General features: G+C 72.7%; 17 protein-coding genes. 8 read left to right on the top strand and 9 right to left on the bottom strand.

The features are described 5' to 3' along the window. The first annotated feature begins 13 nt into the window (after positions 1 to 13). The 8 genes from JNO44_RS32030 to JNO44_RS31995 all read left to right on the top strand — a co-directional run bounded on the left by JNO44_RS32030 (position 14) and on the right by JNO44_RS31995 (position 9429). The gene (locus JNO44_RS32030; protein ID WP_205367289.1) at positions 14 to 1822 is read left to right on the top strand and encodes a hypothetical protein; all 1809 of its coding nucleotides are present in this window, start codon (positions 14 to 16) and stop codon (positions 1820 to 1822) included. A 312-nt stretch (positions 1823 to 2134) separates the two neighbouring features. After that, positions 2135 to 2485 (top strand): hypothetical protein, encoded by a 351-nt coding sequence (locus JNO44_RS32025; protein ID WP_240167744.1) that lies wholly within the window; start codon positions 2135 to 2137, stop codon positions 2483 to 2485. Positions 2486 to 2892: 407 nt separating this feature from the next. Beyond that, complete coding sequence (locus JNO44_RS32020) at positions 2893 to 4476, top strand: PucR family transcriptional regulator (protein WP_205367288.1); 1584 nt, start codon at positions 2893 to 2895, stop codon at positions 4474 to 4476. 93 nt (positions 4477 to 4569) lie between these two features. Beyond that, a complete protein-coding gene (locus JNO44_RS32015) occupies positions 4570 to 5487 on the top strand; it encodes a metallophosphoesterase family protein (RefSeq protein WP_205367287.1) in 918 nt (305 codons plus the stop codon). Next, positions 5484 to 6143, top strand: a complete 660-nt coding sequence (locus tag JNO44_RS32010; protein WP_073448910.1) for a 4'-phosphopantetheinyl transferase family protein — start codon at positions 5484 to 5486, stop codon at positions 6141 to 6143. Before JNO44_RS32015 ends, JNO44_RS32010 begins: the two co-directional genes overlap by 4 nt. A 362-nt stretch (positions 6144 to 6505) precedes the next feature. Beyond that, complete coding sequence (locus JNO44_RS32005) at positions 6506 to 7183, top strand: TIGR00266 family protein (RefSeq protein ID WP_205367286.1); 678 nt, start codon at positions 6506 to 6508, stop codon at positions 7181 to 7183. A gap of 412 nt (positions 7184 to 7595) precedes the next feature. Continuing rightward, positions 7596 to 8159 carry a hypothetical protein gene (locus JNO44_RS32000; RefSeq protein ID WP_205371456.1) on the top strand — a complete coding sequence of 188 codons (564 nt, stop codon included), beginning with the start codon at positions 7596 to 7598 and terminating at the stop codon, positions 8157 to 8159. Positions 8160 to 8397: 238 nt separating this feature from the next. Further along, complete coding sequence (locus JNO44_RS31995) at positions 8398 to 9429, top strand: alpha/beta hydrolase (RefSeq protein WP_420882706.1); 1032 nt, start codon at positions 8398 to 8400, stop codon at positions 9427 to 9429. Positions 9430 to 9486: 57 nt separating this feature from the next. On the opposite strand, the gene JNO44_RS44870 is transcribed toward JNO44_RS31995, so the two are convergent. From JNO44_RS44870 to JNO44_RS31960, 9 genes are all read right to left on the bottom strand, one after another. Further along, complete coding sequence (locus JNO44_RS44870) at positions 9487 to 9654, bottom strand: hypothetical protein (protein ID WP_338058586.1); 168 nt, start codon at positions 9652 to 9654, stop codon at positions 9487 to 9489. 86 nt (positions 9655 to 9740) lie between these two features. Beyond that, positions 9741 to 9890, bottom strand: a complete 150-nt coding sequence (locus JNO44_RS44865) for a hypothetical protein (protein WP_338058585.1) — start codon at positions 9888 to 9890, stop codon at positions 9741 to 9743. Further along, positions 9891 to 10250, bottom strand: coding sequence for an FHA domain-containing protein (locus JNO44_RS44860; RefSeq protein ID WP_338058584.1), 360 nt, complete (start codon positions 10248 to 10250; stop codon positions 9891 to 9893). It lies immediately after the preceding gene. 474 nt (positions 10251 to 10724) lie between these two features. Further along, positions 10725 to 10868 carry a hypothetical protein gene (locus tag JNO44_RS31985; RefSeq protein ID WP_205367285.1) on the bottom strand — a complete coding sequence of 48 codons (144 nt, stop codon included), beginning with the start codon at positions 10866 to 10868 and terminating at the stop codon, positions 10725 to 10727. 102 nt (positions 10869 to 10970) lie between these two features. Further along, positions 10971 to 11813, bottom strand: coding sequence for a PH domain-containing protein (locus JNO44_RS31980; protein ID WP_205367284.1), 843 nt, complete (start codon positions 11811 to 11813; stop codon positions 10971 to 10973). Between the two features lie 138 nt (positions 11814 to 11951). Then, positions 11952 to 12359 (bottom strand): peptide-methionine (R)-S-oxide reductase MsrB, encoded by a 408-nt coding sequence (gene msrB / locus JNO44_RS31975; RefSeq protein WP_067346138.1) that lies wholly within the window; start codon positions 12357 to 12359, stop codon positions 11952 to 11954. A gap of 15 nt (positions 12360 to 12374) precedes the next feature. Next, positions 12375 to 13784, bottom strand: a complete 1410-nt coding sequence (gene murC / locus JNO44_RS31970; protein WP_205367283.1) for a UDP-N-acetylmuramate--L-alanine ligase — start codon at positions 13782 to 13784, stop codon at positions 12375 to 12377. A gap of 151 nt (positions 13785 to 13935) precedes the next feature. Then, a complete protein-coding gene (locus tag JNO44_RS31965; protein ID WP_039631831.1) occupies positions 13936 to 14577 on the bottom strand; it encodes a response regulator transcription factor in 642 nt (213 codons plus the stop codon). Beyond that, entirely contained in the window at positions 14574 to 15821 is a 1248-nt protein-coding gene (locus JNO44_RS31960; RefSeq protein ID WP_205367280.1) for a sensor histidine kinase, read from the bottom strand. Before JNO44_RS31960 ends, JNO44_RS31965 begins: the two co-directional genes overlap by 4 nt. Between the last annotated feature and the right edge of the window lie 122 nt (positions 15822 to 15943).

Below are 15943 nucleotides of genomic sequence, written 5' to 3'. Positions count from 1 at the left end.
GAAGGACCTCGCCATGAACAAGCCGCTGTACACGCTGGAAAGCGAAGCAGCCACCCAGCTGGACAACCTCGGCTACAACGCCTCCGTGCACGACCTGGTCGTGCAGGCCGCGCACAAGGAACTCAACCGGTTCGTCCAGCACGAGGGCGAAGCGGTCCAGATGTGGGGCTGGGACCCGAACTCCCTGCACGACGCGGACCGTTACCGCATCAGCCAGCTCGTGCGCTCCTTCACCTTCCAGGAGCAGCGCATCGTCGCCGCCCTGAAGCGGCTGGACGAGCAATACCGTGCCTACCTCGCCTCTTCTCCCCAGGCGCGGGCGCAGGCAGAGGCGTTCGTCGACTCCCTCAACGAGGCCGCCGCCCGTCGTGCGATCGATGGCGCGGCCCGGGGCCTGGACTGGGCTGCGGCCCAGTGGTTCACGAAGGACAAGCGTGACAAGGCAGCCAAGGACCTGGTGGCCAAGTGGCGGCAGAAGACCTCCGAGGCCGACGCTCATGTCCCCCGAGCCCCACAAGAGGAGTACAGGCCGTACGAGGACGACGCCTACCGCCCCGAGGGGCCCAGCAAGCGGGAGGTTTACGAGCTGGGAGAACAGCTCGTGTCCAGGGTGATCGCAGATCACCTCAAAGTCGGGCCCTTCATGCAACTAGCTGAGAAGTTCGCCAAACGGATCGTCAAGATCTGGTACAACGGGAACGGGGGCGAGCCCGACGAGGTCCGCGACTACGACCCGGAACGCGACGACTTCGCGGACACGTACCTGCGGCCCCCCTTCCGGCGTATCCACACCGTGAACGGCATCGTGGACTTCCACGACCCCGAGATCGCCCGCGAACTCGGCCGCCGCAGCAACGCGTTCAACTCCGATCCCTGGGACGAGGAAGGGAACGAGCGGCCCGAGGACACGTCCTTCAAGGGGTCCGGCGTCGAGGTGGATCTGTGGCGGTTGAAGGACCGCGGGTATCCCACCGAGCGGATCCGCGACGGGTTGCTGTACGACCTGGTGGACATTGCCCTGGCCGTGCAGGCGGAGTACCAGCTGCAATGCTTCTTTGTGGACCGGGAGTTGGCCAAGGTCATCGAGACCCGGGGCAAGGAAGAGCAGTGGCTCTACCAGAAGACCGCGGACTGGGCCGCCGAGCTGGCCAAGGCGAAGCAGAGGGAGATCGACCGCTGGAGCTTCTGGGGTGACGTCCTCGGCATGGTCAGCGCCGTCGCAGGCGTTCTGACGTTCATCCCGGGAGTGTCCGTGATCGCGGGCCCCATCGCCGTCGTCACCGCTGCCGCGTCGCTCGGCCTGCACGCGAAGGCCATCTCCCTCAAGGGAAACGTGGACCTCGCCGATGGCGTCACCCTCGCGACGGATGTGCTGTCCGCCCTTCCGGTCGTCGGTTCCGTAGCCAAGGGCGCGAAAGGTGCGTGGGCCGCGGCCCGTTTGAACAAGGTCGCCAACGTGATCGTCAGCAACGGCGGACGGGCCTTCATGGGGGCGATCGCCAGCAAGAGTGCCTCCGATGCCACCCGGATCTTCGACTACCTCGGCAAGAAGGGCGCCCAGGTGGTCACAGGCACCGTCATCGAGAGCAAGATCCCCGGAAGGGTGCTGCAGGGGGCGGTCGCGCTGACCACCCAAGTGCCCACGGCCATCGACTGGGCCACCCCCGTGGACCAAGTAGCCAAGGACACGGCCGCCGGCACCGCGCTGACCGCCAACATCGGCCAGACCATCGGTGAATGGGACACGGTCGGCGCCTTCACAAAGAAGGCCGGCACCCGCAGCCTCGAAACCTTCAGCAAGTTCTTCCGCAGCCTTCACTAGCTGCGTCGCCCCGGTGATCGTCGGCCGTCCCCGACCAACTCCGGTGCTCGGTGCCCTCCTGGTCGAGGGCACCGAGCACGTTGGCTCGACGGCTCTTGGTTTCCCCCCGTCCGCCCACCGGTCGTATCGCACGCCGCCCGTGCGGCAACGACCGCTCAGCGCGGACCACGATGAACACTCACTCAACGCGGACCTTGCAATGAGGGGCGGAGCTGACTTCCAACCGACCTCCGACAACGTTGCGGCTCACCGTTTCGATCAAGCGTTGAAATAAATTGCCGAAGCTGTGGCATCAACGGTTGCGCTGGCAGCGTGGGTGCCCTGGAGAACCTCCGCGACTACGGCTGGACCCCGGTCACCGCGCCGTACGTCGTCCGCCAGGGCCTCATGGGACTCTCCGTCGCCTTCCTCGCCCTCTATCCGGTATTCACGGTCTGGATGCTCGACCGGGGAACACCGGAGGTCTCCCTCCTCTGGATCGCGATCGGGCTGGTCTTCGTGACCGAGAAGATCGTCACCGCACACGGTGCCGGATGGCGCACCCAGTTGCTCGCCGCGCCCCTCGTCGTCGAGCTGATCTACGACATGTTCCAGCACACCGTCTGCCTCAAGTCCCTGTGGGACATGCTGCACCGCCGCGAGGAAAGGCGGCAGGCCACCTGAGCGTCCGCCAGCGGCAGTTGCAGGAAACCCGAGCACGTCAGAGACCACCAGCGAAGTCCTGGAAAGTACCGCGAAAACAGCCCATGTACACCAAGTTATCCGTCGTCAACACCGTCGGTCGACGAGCGCCGTGAAGTTCCCGCCCAGGGCGTCCTGTCAGCCGACGGCACCAGCCGCGGTCCCGGCCAGTTCACCCACCAGATGTGCGAGCTGCCCCGAGGGCCGTTTGCCCAGCACACGCGGACCTTGGAACACACATGGCGGGGCTCACCGCACCATGTTGCAATGATCCCCGCCATCTCGTTTTCCCAGGTCACAGCCTTGCTGTGCGCCTGCTCCGTGGTGAGGCGGGTGGGACTCGAACCCACGGCCGACGGATGATGAGATATGTGGTGAACACTGTGTCTATGCCGTTGCGTATCTCGGACCTGCTGGCCCGGCCCGGCCTGCATCTGGCCCTCACCTACGACGTGCCGCCCGAGCTGCTGTCCCGCACGATCGAGGCGGCGACCGTCTCCGACCTCCTGGTCCCGGGGAAGTGGCTGCAGGGCGGCGAGCTGCTGATGACGATCGGGCTGCTGCTGCCGATGGAGCCGGCGGCCTGCCGGGCCTACGTCCGCGACGTGGCCGAGGGCGGCGCGGCCTGCCTGGCGCTCGGGCTGGGGCACGGACTGCCCTACCAGGAGGCACCGGAGCCGCTGGTCACGGCGGCGCGGGAGGCCGGGCTGCCGCTGCTGACGGTGCCGGACGAGGTGCCGTTCATCGCGGTCACCAAGGCGGTCTTCGACGCCCGGGCCACCGAGCAGCGGGAGGTACTGCACCGGGCGTTCGCCACCCAGCGGCGGCTGACCGCGGCGGCGGCGACCAGCGACGGCCTGCAGCCGATGCTGGAGGAGTGGACGGCCGCCACCGGGATCGGCGCCACGGTCCTCGATCCGCTGGGCCGGCAGTTGGCCACCGCCGAACAGGAGCCGCGGACGCCCCTGGAACACGCCCACGACCTGGTCGAACGGGTCGCCGCACGGGGGCTGCGGGGCAGCGCGACCAGCACCGCCGGCGGCCGGCAGCTGGAGGTGCAGCCGCTCGGCGCCCGCCGGCTGCGCGGCCTGCTGCTGCTCGCCGGCCGCCCGGACGACGCCGCCCGGTCCGTCGTCCCGGGACTGATCTCGCTGCTCTCCCTGGAGCTGGAGCGGCGCCATCTGCGGGACGAGCCGGAGCGCCGCCGGCGGTCGGCGCTGCTGTCGGAGCTGCTGGCCGACGAGGAGCTGGCGGCGGACCGGGCCCGGGACATGCTGGCCTCGGTGGGGCTGTCAGCGGAGCGGGTGCGGGCGGTCGTCGTGGAGAGCGCGCCCGCCACGGGGGCGGGCGGCGGCCCCGCGCCCGTCGGGCCGTCGGAGGGCGCGGCCCAGGAGACGGCGGCCGATCTGGCGCTGGCGATGCCCGGGGGGCTGGTGCGGGTGACCGGAGGTCCGGGGCCCGCGTCGGCGCCGCTGATCGAGGCGGTGGTGGGTGAGGAGCTGGACATCCACGCGGTGCTCGGGCGGTTCGCGCCGCACTGCCCGGCGGGCATCGGCCCGGCGACCGCGCCGGAGGCGGTCCGGGTGTCGCTGCGGCAGGCGACCGGGCTGCTGGCGGTCAGTCGGACCAGCGGCGCGCCCGTGGAGGCCCGGCAGAGCGAGGCCGCCCGGCTGCTGCTGGGGCTGGGCGACCGGCGGACGCTGCACGGCTACGCCGACACCGTGCTGGGCCCGCTGGACCTGGCCGAGCACGGCGAGGAGCTGATCGCCACCCTCTCCGCCTGGCTGGAGACCGGCGGGGCCTGGGACGCCACCAGCCGCCGGCTCGGCGTCCACCGGCACACCGTGCGCAACCGTCTGGACAAGGCGATGGACCTCACCGGGCGGCGTCTGGAGGACCCCGACGACCGCTTCGACCTGTGGCTTGCCACCCGGATCCGGCGCGGCGGCGCCCCCCTGCCCGGGAGCCGGTGACGGCCGGGCGCGCGGGCCCGGCGGGCCGGCGGCACAGCTGTTGGATCATGGAAGTCGCTTCACTCTCCCCGCGTCACCGTCTTTACTTCTGAGGTGACCTACGAGATCCGCACCTTCGCCCCCGGCGCCCAACACGCCACCGCCGGGCCGGCCCCCGCCTCGCGCGAGGGCCGGCTGGTGGCCGTCAGTGACCTGCACGTCCGGTACGAGGAGAACCGCGACATCGTCGAGCGGTTGCGACCGGAATCCGACGACGACTGGCTGCTGCTCGCCGGCGACGTCGGCGAGTACTCCGAGGACATCCGGTGGGCACTCGGCCTGCTGAGCGAACGGTTCGCCAAGGTGATCTGGGTGCCCGGCAACCACGAGCTGTGGACGCCCGCCCAGGACCCGCTCCAGCTGCGCGGGGTGGCCCGATACGAGCATCTGGTGGAGATCTGCCGGGAGTTGGGGGTGATCACCCCTGAGGACCCTTATCCGATCTGGGAGGGCGCGGGCGGCCCGGTCGTCATCGCACCGCTGTTCCTGCTCTACGACTACTCCTTCCGGATGCCCGGCGCGAGCTCCAAGGAGGAGGCCCTGGCGATCGCCGAGAAGGCCGGGATCGTCTGCACCGACGAGTACTTCCTCCACCCCGACCCCTATCCGTCCCGCGAGGCGTGGTGCCGGGCCCGGGTGGCGGAGACCGAGGCCCGGCTCGCCGCGCTCCCGGAGGACCTGCCGACGATCCTGATCAACCACTGGCCGCTGGTCCGCGAACCCACCAGACCGCTGTGGTACCCGGAGTTCGCCCTGTGGTGCGGGACGGAGGCCACCGCCGACTGGCCCCGGCGGTTCCGCGCCGCCACGGTGGTCTACGGCCACCTGCACATCCCCCGACTGATCGTCTGGGACGGAGTGCCTCATCAGGAGGTGTCACTGGGCTACCCTCGCGAGTGGCGGCGCCGCTCCGGCTCCCCCGGCCGCCCGGTCCAGATCCTGCCCGTCGCGACCACCGGAGTGCCCGCGTGATCGAGAAGCTGCTGCCCCCGCCGATAGCGACCGCCGAGTCCTTCCACGACGACCCGCTCTCGGAGATGTATCCGGAGGAGTTCGCGCTGGTGGCCGAGTCGGTGCCGCACCGCCAGCGAGAGTTCGGCACGGTGCGCAACTGTGCCCGCCGGGCCCTCGGCACGTTCGGCATCGCCCCCGGCCCGGTGCTTCCCGGGCCCGGCCGCGCCCCGATCTGGCCGGAGGGCATCGTCGGCGCGATGACCCACTGCACCGGCTACCGCTGCGCCGCGGTGGCCCGGGCGACGGACATCCGCTCACTGGGCGTGGACGCCGAGCCGCACGCCCGCATAGACGACCCCGGCGTCCTGGAGCTGGTGTCCCTCCCCGAGGAGCGGGCCCAGATAGCCCAACTCTCCCGGCACCAACCGGAGATCTGCTGGGACCGCCTGATCTTCAGCGCCAAGGAGAGCGTCTACAAGGCGTGGTATCCGCTCACCGGCCGCTGGCTGGGCTTCGAGGACGCCCACCTCACGCTCGACCCCACCAACGCCAGTTTCACCGCCCGGCTGCTGGTACCGGGCCCGGTGGTGGACGGCCGGAGCCTCGGCGAATTCAACGGTCGGTGGCTGATCGGGGCGGGACTGGTGGTGACGGCGGTGACGATACCGGCGTGACGGACGGGGCCCGGGCACCCGGTGCGGGAGCGCCCGACGGCGCCCCGCCGCCCGGGCCGGTCCCGGCCCGCCCCTCCCGTCCGGCCTCCGCGGCCGGGAAACGCCTCCGCGCGCCCACCCCGACATGGGATGATGCGGGGCTGTGGCGTGGGGGAACCCGCCGGACGCGGAGGAGGCGAGGCCCACCGGGCCCACCGGGCCCACCGGACGCGCCGGGCGACGCCGCGGCCGTTGCCGCAGCCCGGAGGAGGCGGGGGCGACGCCTCCGACGGCCGCCCTCGGCCGCGCCGCGGTGCGCTGCGCCGCGGCCCCGCCGGCAGCGGCCACCCCGTGGAGAACCGCTCCGCCGAGAGAAGGCTGACATGAAGATCGAAGTACGGCATAGCCCCTCGTTCGCGGTGGCCCGGGTGCACCTGGCGGCGGGCGAGGTCGTCCGCGGCGAGTCCGGGGCGATGATGGCCACCTCCGCGGACATCGGGGTCGAGGCGAAAGCCGAGGGCGGCCTGTTCAAGGGGCTCAAGCGCAGCGTCCTGGGCGGCGAGTCGCTCTTCATCACCCGCTTCACGGCAGGGCCCGCGGGCGGCTGGGTCGATCTCGCCGCGAACCTCCCCGGCGACGTGACCGCCATCGCCGTCGACGGCGGCGTCAACCTCGCCCGCGGCGCCTGGCTGTGCTCGTCCGAGGGCATCGACCTCGACACCAAGTGGGGCGGGTTCAAGAACCTGGCCGGCGGGGAGGGCGGTTTCCTGGTCCGCGCGGAGGGCCGGGGCCAGGTCCTCGCGACCTGCTACGGGGCGCTGGACGAGGTCGAGCTGGGGCCCGGCGAACAGATGGTCCTGGACTCCGGGCACCTGGTCGCGTTCGGCGACGGCGTCTCCTACACCACGCGCAAGGTGACCCGCGGGCTGATGCAGACCCTGAAGTCCGGCGAGGGCCTGGTCTTCGAGTTCACCGGCCCCGGCCGGCTGTGGACCCAGAGCCGCAACCCCCACGAGCTGGTCACCTGGCTCACCGCGAAACTCCCCTTCAGCCGGGGGTAGTTCGGCACCGGGGCGGGCCCGGCCGGGAGGTGCGCCGTCGCGGGCGCCCCGGCCGGGCCCTGTGGCACCCGCGCCCCCGCCCGGCACCACCCGGCACCGCGCGCTGTCCTCGCGCCGTCCGGCCGGGCCGAAGTTCCGTCATATTTTCGTACGCCCGCCGGAGCAGGCAGCCCCGCCCCGAACCGACGGCCCGGAATCCGAAGTCAGCCGTGCGGCCGAGTGGGCTTGACCCGTCACATCGTCAAAGACAGCCCGGGCGGCACCAGTTGCGGCACAAGTTGCGGCACCGGTTGGTGACGGCCGCGGAATTCGGCGCGTCCCGGGACAAGTGCGTCACATTTTGCATTAATCTCCACTAACCGTATGAAGACGATCAATTACCGATCGCATCCGATCGATTTTCGGAGATAACATGCGCAAGCTTCGCAAGGCTGCCGTCATGGTGGCTGTCCTCGGCAGCGTCGGCCTCCTCGGCGCGGGCACGGCCTCCGCCAATGCCGGGCCGGGCGGTGGCCACCGCCAGCTCCAGCCGAGCCAGCAGACCGCCATCCGGACGCTGCCGGGCCAGCAGGTGATCATCCGGCAGCAGCCGCAGGTGATCATCCGGCAGCAGCCGATCCGGCAGTACACCGCCCCCCAGCAGCCGAGACGGCAGATCGTCGTCCCGCAGCAGCCGGTCCGCCAGAACATCGTCCGACAGCAGCCGGTACGCCAGAACGTCGTCCGTCAGCAGCCGATCCGGCAGCACGTCGTCCGGCAGCAGTCCAACGGCCGGCACGGCTCGTCGCACGGCCACAAGATCGTCATCCGGCAGTTCACCTCGTGCCGGACGTTCGACAAGAACGTCGACGTCCTCGGCGGGGTCGGGATCGCGAACGGCTGGTTCGGCCCCTGGCACCGGTGGTTCGACCGGCGGGGCGTGGAGCACACCAGGATCGGCACGACCGTGGGCTGCAACAACGTCGTCCGCTTCTGAGCGCCCGGCACCACACGCCCGACGCACCCCGCGCAACAGCGCGGCCCGGATGCCCGCTCCTCGCTCGGTGAGGGGCGGGCATCGGTGTGCGGACCACGACGGCTTCCGGCGCTCTCCACCAGGGAACGCTCCCTCCCCGCCGACGCGGGACCCGGCCTCGTCGGGAATCGGCCACGGCTGACAAGCTGTCCCGGGCGGGACGGCATCGGGCGTCCCGCAACCGTGGGGAGGACCTGTCGTGGGTGTGGGTGTGGGTCTCGGTGGGACGTCGTCGGAGCATGATCCCGGCGCTACGGGGCGTCAGGTACCGCCCTTCGACCCGGAGTTGCGCACCGTGCTGGCGGCCATGGGCGAGGCGGCACGGAGGCCGCTCACCCCTCAGGACCTCGCGGCCAGGCAGGAGCAGGACGCCGCGGCCCGGCCCCGGCCGACGGTCCGGGAGCTGGCGGACGGCGGCCGGTTCGAGGTGGCGGAGGTGTGCGCGCCGGGGCCGCGCGGCGGGGGCGAGGTCAGGCTCGTCAGCGCCCGGCCCGCCGGGATCGCCGGGCCACTGCCGCTGCTGTACTACCTGCACGGCGGCGGCATGATCATGGGCAATGCCTGGTCCGTGCTTCCGCGGCTGCTGCGCGAATGGGCCCTTCCGCTGCGGCTCGCCGTCCTCTCCGTCGAGTACCGACTGGCGCCGCGGGCGCAGTACCCCGACCCCGTGGAGGACTGCTACGCCGGGCTCGTGTGGGCGGCCGACCAGGCGGCCGGACAGGGCTTCGACGCGGACCGCATCATCCTCGGGGGGAAGAGCGCCGGCGCCGGCCTCACCGCGGCGCTCGCCCTGCTGACCCGCGACCGCGGCGGGCCGGCTCCGATCGGTCAACTGCTGCTGAGCCCGATGCTCGACGACCGCAACGACACCTTCTCCGGCCACCAGATGGCCGGCGTCGACACCTGGGACCGCACCTCCAACGCCACCGCGTGGCAGGCGCTGCTGGGCGACCGGTACGGCGCCGCCGACCTGCCGCCGTACGCGGCACCCGCGCGCGCCACGGAGCTGTCCGGGCTGCCCCCGGCCTACGTCGAGGTCGGGTCGGCCGAGACCTTCCGGGACGAGGCGGTGGCCTACGCCCAGGCGATCTGGCGGTCCGGCGGCGAGGCCGAACTCCACGTGTGGGCCGGTGCCTGCCACGGCTTCGACACCCTCGCGCCGCGGGCGGCCCTCAGCCAGGACGCCCTCGACGCGCGTACCCGCTGGCTCCGCCGGATCCTCGGACGCTGAGCCCGCAGCAGGGGGCCGGTCTCCCGGGCGGCGGCGCGGGCGGAGCCGCGGCGATCGTCACAGCCCGTCCTCCTCCATCAGGTCCAGGTCCGGCGGCACCAGCGTCGTCGACTCCACCAGGCCCTTGAGCAGGTTGTGCAGCAGGCTGTTGCCCGAGGGGCGGCCGGCGGAGGTGTCGTGCATCAGCGGGTGGGGGAACCCGGTGCCGTGCAGGCGCCGGCGCACCGCCTCGATGCGGTACTCGACCTTGCGCTCGCTCCAGCTCTCCTCGGGGCGGAGGTAGCGGAGTTGCTCGGCGGCGCGGCCGTAGCTCAGCGGCGCGGCTCCTCCTCGTAGAGCAGGTAGCGCTGGCCCAGTACGACCAGCAGCAGTCGTTCGTCGTCGTCCAGCGGCCACCGGTCGGGGGCCACGGTGTCGGCGCGGCGACGGGAGACCGGGCCCTGGTCGTCGTGGCCCGTCACCTACAGCTCGACCAAGTGCTCGCGGAATCCGGCCCCCCGCACGAACAGCGGGGTGTAGCCCGGCGCGAGCGGTACCGGCTCGCTGCTGACGTGCACCATCCGGCCGCGCGGCAGCCGCAGCTGCCCGGTGTTGGTGAGCCACCACTGCCGCCCGCGGAACGTCAGTTGACCGTGCCGGCGGCTGACCCGCAGGTCGTCCACGCCGACGCCCAGATCGACATCGGGCCGCTCACCACGGCCGAAGCGCACGGTCAGTCCCGTCCGCGGCGGCACCTCGATGCCGCCGGTGACGGTACGGGCGTGCAGGGTGCCGGGCCCCGTCGGGGCGACACCGCGCGCCAGGCTGTCGGAGAAGCGCATCGCCGGTCTCCTCGGATGGTCGCTCCAGGGCGGGTCCCTGGTGAGGTGCGGACGGCCTGCCATGGTGCGCCCGGTGTTCGGGAACCGTCCCCACGGTGTGCCGCTGGAAGGACCGTGGAACGCAGAGGCCGTGAGGGATCCGTGCCGTGCGCGCGGGTCCGGACATGTGGTGAGGGGCGGAGCGATGGGGATCAGTGCGCACCGGGGCGTCGTGGCCGTACTGGGGTGGGGGCCGACGGTGGTTCTCTCGGGGTGCGGGGCGGGCGGCGGCGCGGCCGAGGGCGCCACGCCGCCCGCCCCGCACGCCGTTTCCTCGGCCGCCCGGTCCCTCGCGCCGTCCGCCCCACCGCCCGCCTCGGCCACACCGTCCACCACCGCTTCCTCCCCTGCCCCGGCGTCGGCGCCTGCTTCGACGGGCGCTGCCAGATGCTCGTGACGAAACTGCCGCACGGAACGGTCGGCCCGGGTGCGGGCTCACTCCATCTGCCCCTGGTCCTGCCGGAGTTGGGCGACCGCGGCGGTGGCCAGCCGGGTGGCCAGCCGCACCTCGCACATGCCCCCGCGCAGCGGACCCCGCGTGAGCCGGTAGCGCCCACCCATCGTCGTTCCCAGGCGCACCGAGACGCCCCCTCACCCACGCTCCGGAAGTCCGCTGCCTGCGACCACCGAACGTAGTGGGTTACCGGGGCGTCACCGTGCGCCTTCACCGGATTTTCGCGTTCATCGGTGCAGGCCGGTCCGGCGCGTCCGCGGTGCGGCGGGCCGCTCGCCCCGCCGCGCCGACCGCTGGCCGAGTACCGCGCCCACCGCCCCGCCCACGGCCACGAACCCCACGGCCACCAGGGGCAGCGCGTCCGCCCCGACACCGCCGAGGGCCCCGGTCAGCACCAGGACGAGGAACAGCACGAGGCCGACCATCGCCACGCCGCCACCGACCGCCACCCCGACCACGAGCCCGCGCTGCCGGCGCATGCCGCGCCGGGTCCTGGCGATCTTCTCCGCGACCTCCGGCAGCGCCACCCAGTCCGTGCCGCGCAGGTGCTCCCACCGCACCCGCAGCCTCGCCACGTCCTCGTGCAGCCCGAACACCGTCGTGCTGTTGAGGTGGGGAAGCAGCAACCGGCGCCCGCCCCGGTCGTAGAGCACGACGAACTCCGCGATCACGCCGGAGTCCGCGACGGCGGACGGGTTGGAGTGGATCTCGATGGCCTGGATGTCCGGCCACGCGGTCCTGCGCTCCCCGAACGGCCTGCGGACCGTGATGCCGTCCGGCCCGGTGAACGTCGCGACGCGTCCGGACGCGATCCGCAGGAGGAGGAACACCAGGATCAGGAAGGCGGGCAGCGCGAGCAGCAGCCACAACGGCGCGCCGTTGTGGGAGATCTGCGCCAGTCCGGCCAGGATCCCGGTCAGCCCCACGCTCGGCAGGGCCAGCCCGCCCAGGCATCCCGCCGGAGCCCAGTACTCGGGGAAGTGCACGTCCTCGTCGATGGTCGTCGTTCCTCGCCCGCCCTGGATCGCCGGTCCGCTCCGGTGTCCGCACCGACCGGAGCGCGGCGTCACCGTAGGACCGGGCGCGCGGGACGGGTCCCGGCGGTCCGCGGCCGGCGTCGATCGCCCGCGAGGGAGGGGGAAGCGGCGAGGGCGGGGCGGTCGGGTCGGGAAGGGGCGACGGGCACCTCCTCCCGACCCGACCGGTGCTCAGCTCTCGTCGGAGAGCAACCGCAACGAGATCGAGTTGATGCAGTACCGCTGGTCCGTCGGCGTCGGGTAGCCCTCGCCCTCGAAGACGTGGCCGAGGTGGGAGCCGCAGCGGGCGCAGCGGACCTCGGTGCGGACCATGCCGTGGGTGCGGTCCTCCAACAGCTCGACGGCGTCGGTGTCCTTGGGGTCGTAGAAGGACGGCCAGCCGCAGTGGCTCTCGAACTTGGTGGTGGAGCGGAAGAGTTCGGCGCCGCAGGCGCGGCAGGAGTAGACGCCGGCGGCCTTGGTGTCGGTGTACTCGCCGACGAAGGCGGGCTCGGTGCCGCCCTGGCGCAGGACGTGGTACTCGGCCGGGGTCAGCTCGGCGCGCCACTGCTCGTCGGGCTTGTCGATCTCGTACGTCATCGGGGGCTCCTCAGCTCATGCACCCAGGCGGGTCAGGATGGCGGGGCCGAGGTCGGTCACATCGCCCGCGCCCATGGTGAGAACAAGGTCACCGGGGCGGCTCATTCCGGCGATCAGGTCCGGGATCGCGCTCTTGTCGGCCTCGGGGGTGACCTGGGCGCCGGCGGCCCGGGCGGCGTCGGTGATCAGGGCGCTGGTGACGCCCGGGATCGGGTCCTCGCGGGCCGGGTAGATCTCCAGGACGACGGAGGCGTCGGCGAGCGCGAGCGCCTGGCCCATCTCGGTGCCCAGCTCCTGGGTGCGGGAGTACAGGTGCGGCTGGAAGACCACGAGGATGCGGCCGCCGGACTCCTCGGTGGCGCTGCGGATGGCCTCCAGGTCGGCGGTCATCTCGGTGGGGTGGTGGGCGTAGGAGTCGATGACCTGGACGCCGGCGGCCTCGCCCTTGAGCTGGAGGCGGCGCTTGACGCCGGTGTACTTGCCGAGGGCGTCGGCGAGCTGGTGCGGCGGGAGGTCGAGGGCGACACCGGCGGCGAGCGCGGCGACGGCGTTGCCGGCGTAGTGCCGGCCGGGGACGGAGACCGTGAAGGTGAGGATCTTGCCGCTGGTGAGGGTGACGGTGACGTCGCTGGCCAGGCCGTGCGGGGTGATCTGGAGGATGCGGACGTCGGCGTCCTTGGACTCGCCGTAGGTGACGATCTCGATGTCGTCGCGGTCGGCGAGGCGGGCGGTCAGCTCGCGGGCGCCGGGGTGGTCGGCGGAGACGACCAGGGTGCCGCCGGGGCGGATGCGGTCGACGAAGGTCTCGAAGGAGGCGTAGATCTCGTCCATCGAGGCGTAGTTGGCGTGGTGGTCCAGCTCGACGTTGAGGACGATGGCGACCTCGGGGGCGTACTTGTGGAAGCTGCGGTCGCTCTCGTCGGCCTCGGCGACGAAGATCTGGCCGGTGCCGTGCTCGGCGTTGGATCCCGGGGCGTCGAGGTCGCCGCCGATGGCGTACGACGGCTTCAGGCCGAGGGCGCCGAGGGAGACGGCGAGCATCGACGTGGTGGTGGTCTTGCCGTGGGTGCCGGCGACGGCGATGGGGCGCAGGCCGTCCATGAGGGCGGCGAGGGCGTCGGAGCGGTGCACGACGGGAATGCCGCGCTGCTGGGCGGCGGCGAGCTCGGGGTTGTCGGGGCGGATCGCGGAGGAGACCACGACGCTGGTGGCGTCCTGGGCGAGGTGCTCGGCGGCGTGCCCGATGTGGACGGTGACGCCGAGGTCGCGCAGGGCCTTGGCGGTCGCGGAGTCCTTGGCGTCGCTGCCCGCCACCGCGGCGCCGCGCTGCGCGAGGATCTTGGCGATGCCCGACATGCCGGCGCCGCCGATGCCGATGAAGTGCGGTCGTTCCATCGAGGCTGGGATGGCGGTGGCGGGTGCCATGGATGGGTCTCCCTGATCGTCGAGCGGATCGTGCGGTCGAGCGTGGTGTCGTACGTCGTGCTGCGGACGATTCTCGCACCCGGCACCGACAGCGGCGGTCCGCGACCCCGCGGCGGTGGCCGCCGCGCGGCCGGCCCCGCGGCGGCGACGCTCAGCGGCGGATCAGGCCCTGGGCGGTGGCGGCGGCGACCGCGGCGGTGCGGGAGTCGACGCCCAGCTTGGAGTAGATGTGGACGAGGTGGGACTTGACGGTCGCCTGGCTGAGGAAGAGCCGCTTGCTGATCGCCGCGTTGGACAGGCCGTCGGCGACGAGCTGGAGGACCTCGGTCTCGCGGCGGGAGAGGGCGGTGGCGGGCGTCCGCATGCGGTCCATCAGGCGCAGCGCGACGGTGGGGGCGAGCGCGGACTTCCCGGCGGCGGCGGCCCGCACCGCGGCGGCGAGCTCGTCCGGCGGGGCGTCCTTGAGGAGGTAGCCGGTGGCGCCGGCCTCGATGGCGGCGAGGATGTCGGCGTCGCTGTCGTAGGTGGTCAGGATCAGGACGCGGGGGGCTCCGGGGCGGCCGGTGATCTCGGCGGTGGCCCGGGACCCCAGCATCCGGCCGCCGAACTGGAGGTCCATGAGGACCACGTCGACGTCGAGCCGCCCGGCCAGTTCCACGGCCTCCTCGGCGGTGGGGACGTCGGCGGCGATCTCGAAGTCCGGCTCGGTCTCCAGGACGGCGCGGAGTCCGGCGCGGACGACGGGGTGGTCGTCGGCGAGCAGCAGCCGGACGGGGGCGGCGGGTGCGGTCACGGGGCGGCTCCCGGTGCGGTCTCGGGGGCGGCGGACGGGTCGGGGCAGGGCAGGGTGACGGCGAGTGCGGTGCCCTCCCCCGGGGCGGACTCGACGGCGAGGGTGCCCTGGAGGGCGCGGGCCCGGGCGCGCATCGCGGCCAGCCCGAAGCCGGAGTCGCCGGCCGCCGCGGAGCCGGGCGGCGGGACCTCGGCGGGCACGAACCCGGCGCCGTCGTCGACGACGTCCAGGGCGACCTCGGTGTCCATGTAGCTCAGGGTCAGCTCGACGCGGCCGGCGGCGGCGTGCTGGACGGTGTTGGCGAGCGCGGACTGGGCGATGCGCAGCAGGGCGACCTCGTGCGGGGTGGGCAGCGGGGCGGGGACGCCGGAGACCTGGCAGTGCACGACCAGCCCGGAGGTGCGGGCGGTGGCGGCGCACAGCCGCTCCAGGGCGGCCGGCAGCGAACCGGCCTCCAGGTCGGGCGGGCTCAGCGCGCGGACGAAGCGGCGCGCCTCGGCGAGGTTGTCGACGGCGGCGGTACGGGCCTGCCGGATGTGGCCGAGGGCGGTCTCCGGCCGCTCCGGCACGGCCCGCTCGGCGGCCCGGAGCAGCAGCTGGATGCTGGACAGGCCCTGGGCGAGGGTGTCGTGGATCTCGCGGGCCAGCCGCTCCCGTTCGGCGAGGACGCCGGCGGCCCGCTCCGCGACGGCCAGTTCGCTGCGGGCCTCGGTGAGCTCCTCGATGAGGCGGCGGCGCTGCTCGCTCTCCCGGTAGAGGGCCTGGTAGCCCAGGACGACGGCGATCGAGACCGCGGCGCCCAGTACGGGGCCGATGACCGTGCCGACACTGAGGGTGCGGGTGTGCCAGGCGAACCCGGCGATGGCGAGGGCCGTACTGGCCGCGACGGCGGGCAGTGCCCAGCGCAGCGGCAGCAGGTGCAGCTGGACGAAGAAGAGCGGGAAGGCCAGCCAGACGCCGTCCGGGGTGAGTGCCAGCAGCACCATCCAGACCGCGACCACGGCGGCGAGCCAGAGCGCGGCGGCGCGGGAGGAGCTGCGGACCCGGGGCAGTACGGGGCCGAGGACGTAGAGCGTCAGCAGGACCACGGCGGTGGCGAGCACGGCCGGTGCGGTGGGCCTCCCGTCGGCCACCGCGCGTACGGCGGCGAGCGCGAGCAGCGCGGCCACCATCAGATGGAGGCACAGGCGCAGCACGCGCAGAACAGGGGTGAGGGAGTGGTCGGTCCTGGCTTCTTCGGTCACGGCCCCTTCAGGCTACGGTCCGGTTCCGCCGCCGGCATCAATCGAAAGGTGGAGCGCGGGCATCCAAAGGTGGAGGCCGGACCGCATCTTTCGGCCCCGGTGAACCACACCTGGGCGCGATG

The sequence above is a fragment of the Streptomyces noursei genome, assembly GCF_016917755.1.
Classification (GTDB): Bacteria; Actinomycetota; Actinomycetes; order Streptomycetales; family Streptomycetaceae; genus Streptomyces; species Streptomyces yunnanensis.
Note: the sequence above shows the minus strand (reverse complement) of the source record. Positions and strands in the feature narration are given on the sequence as shown.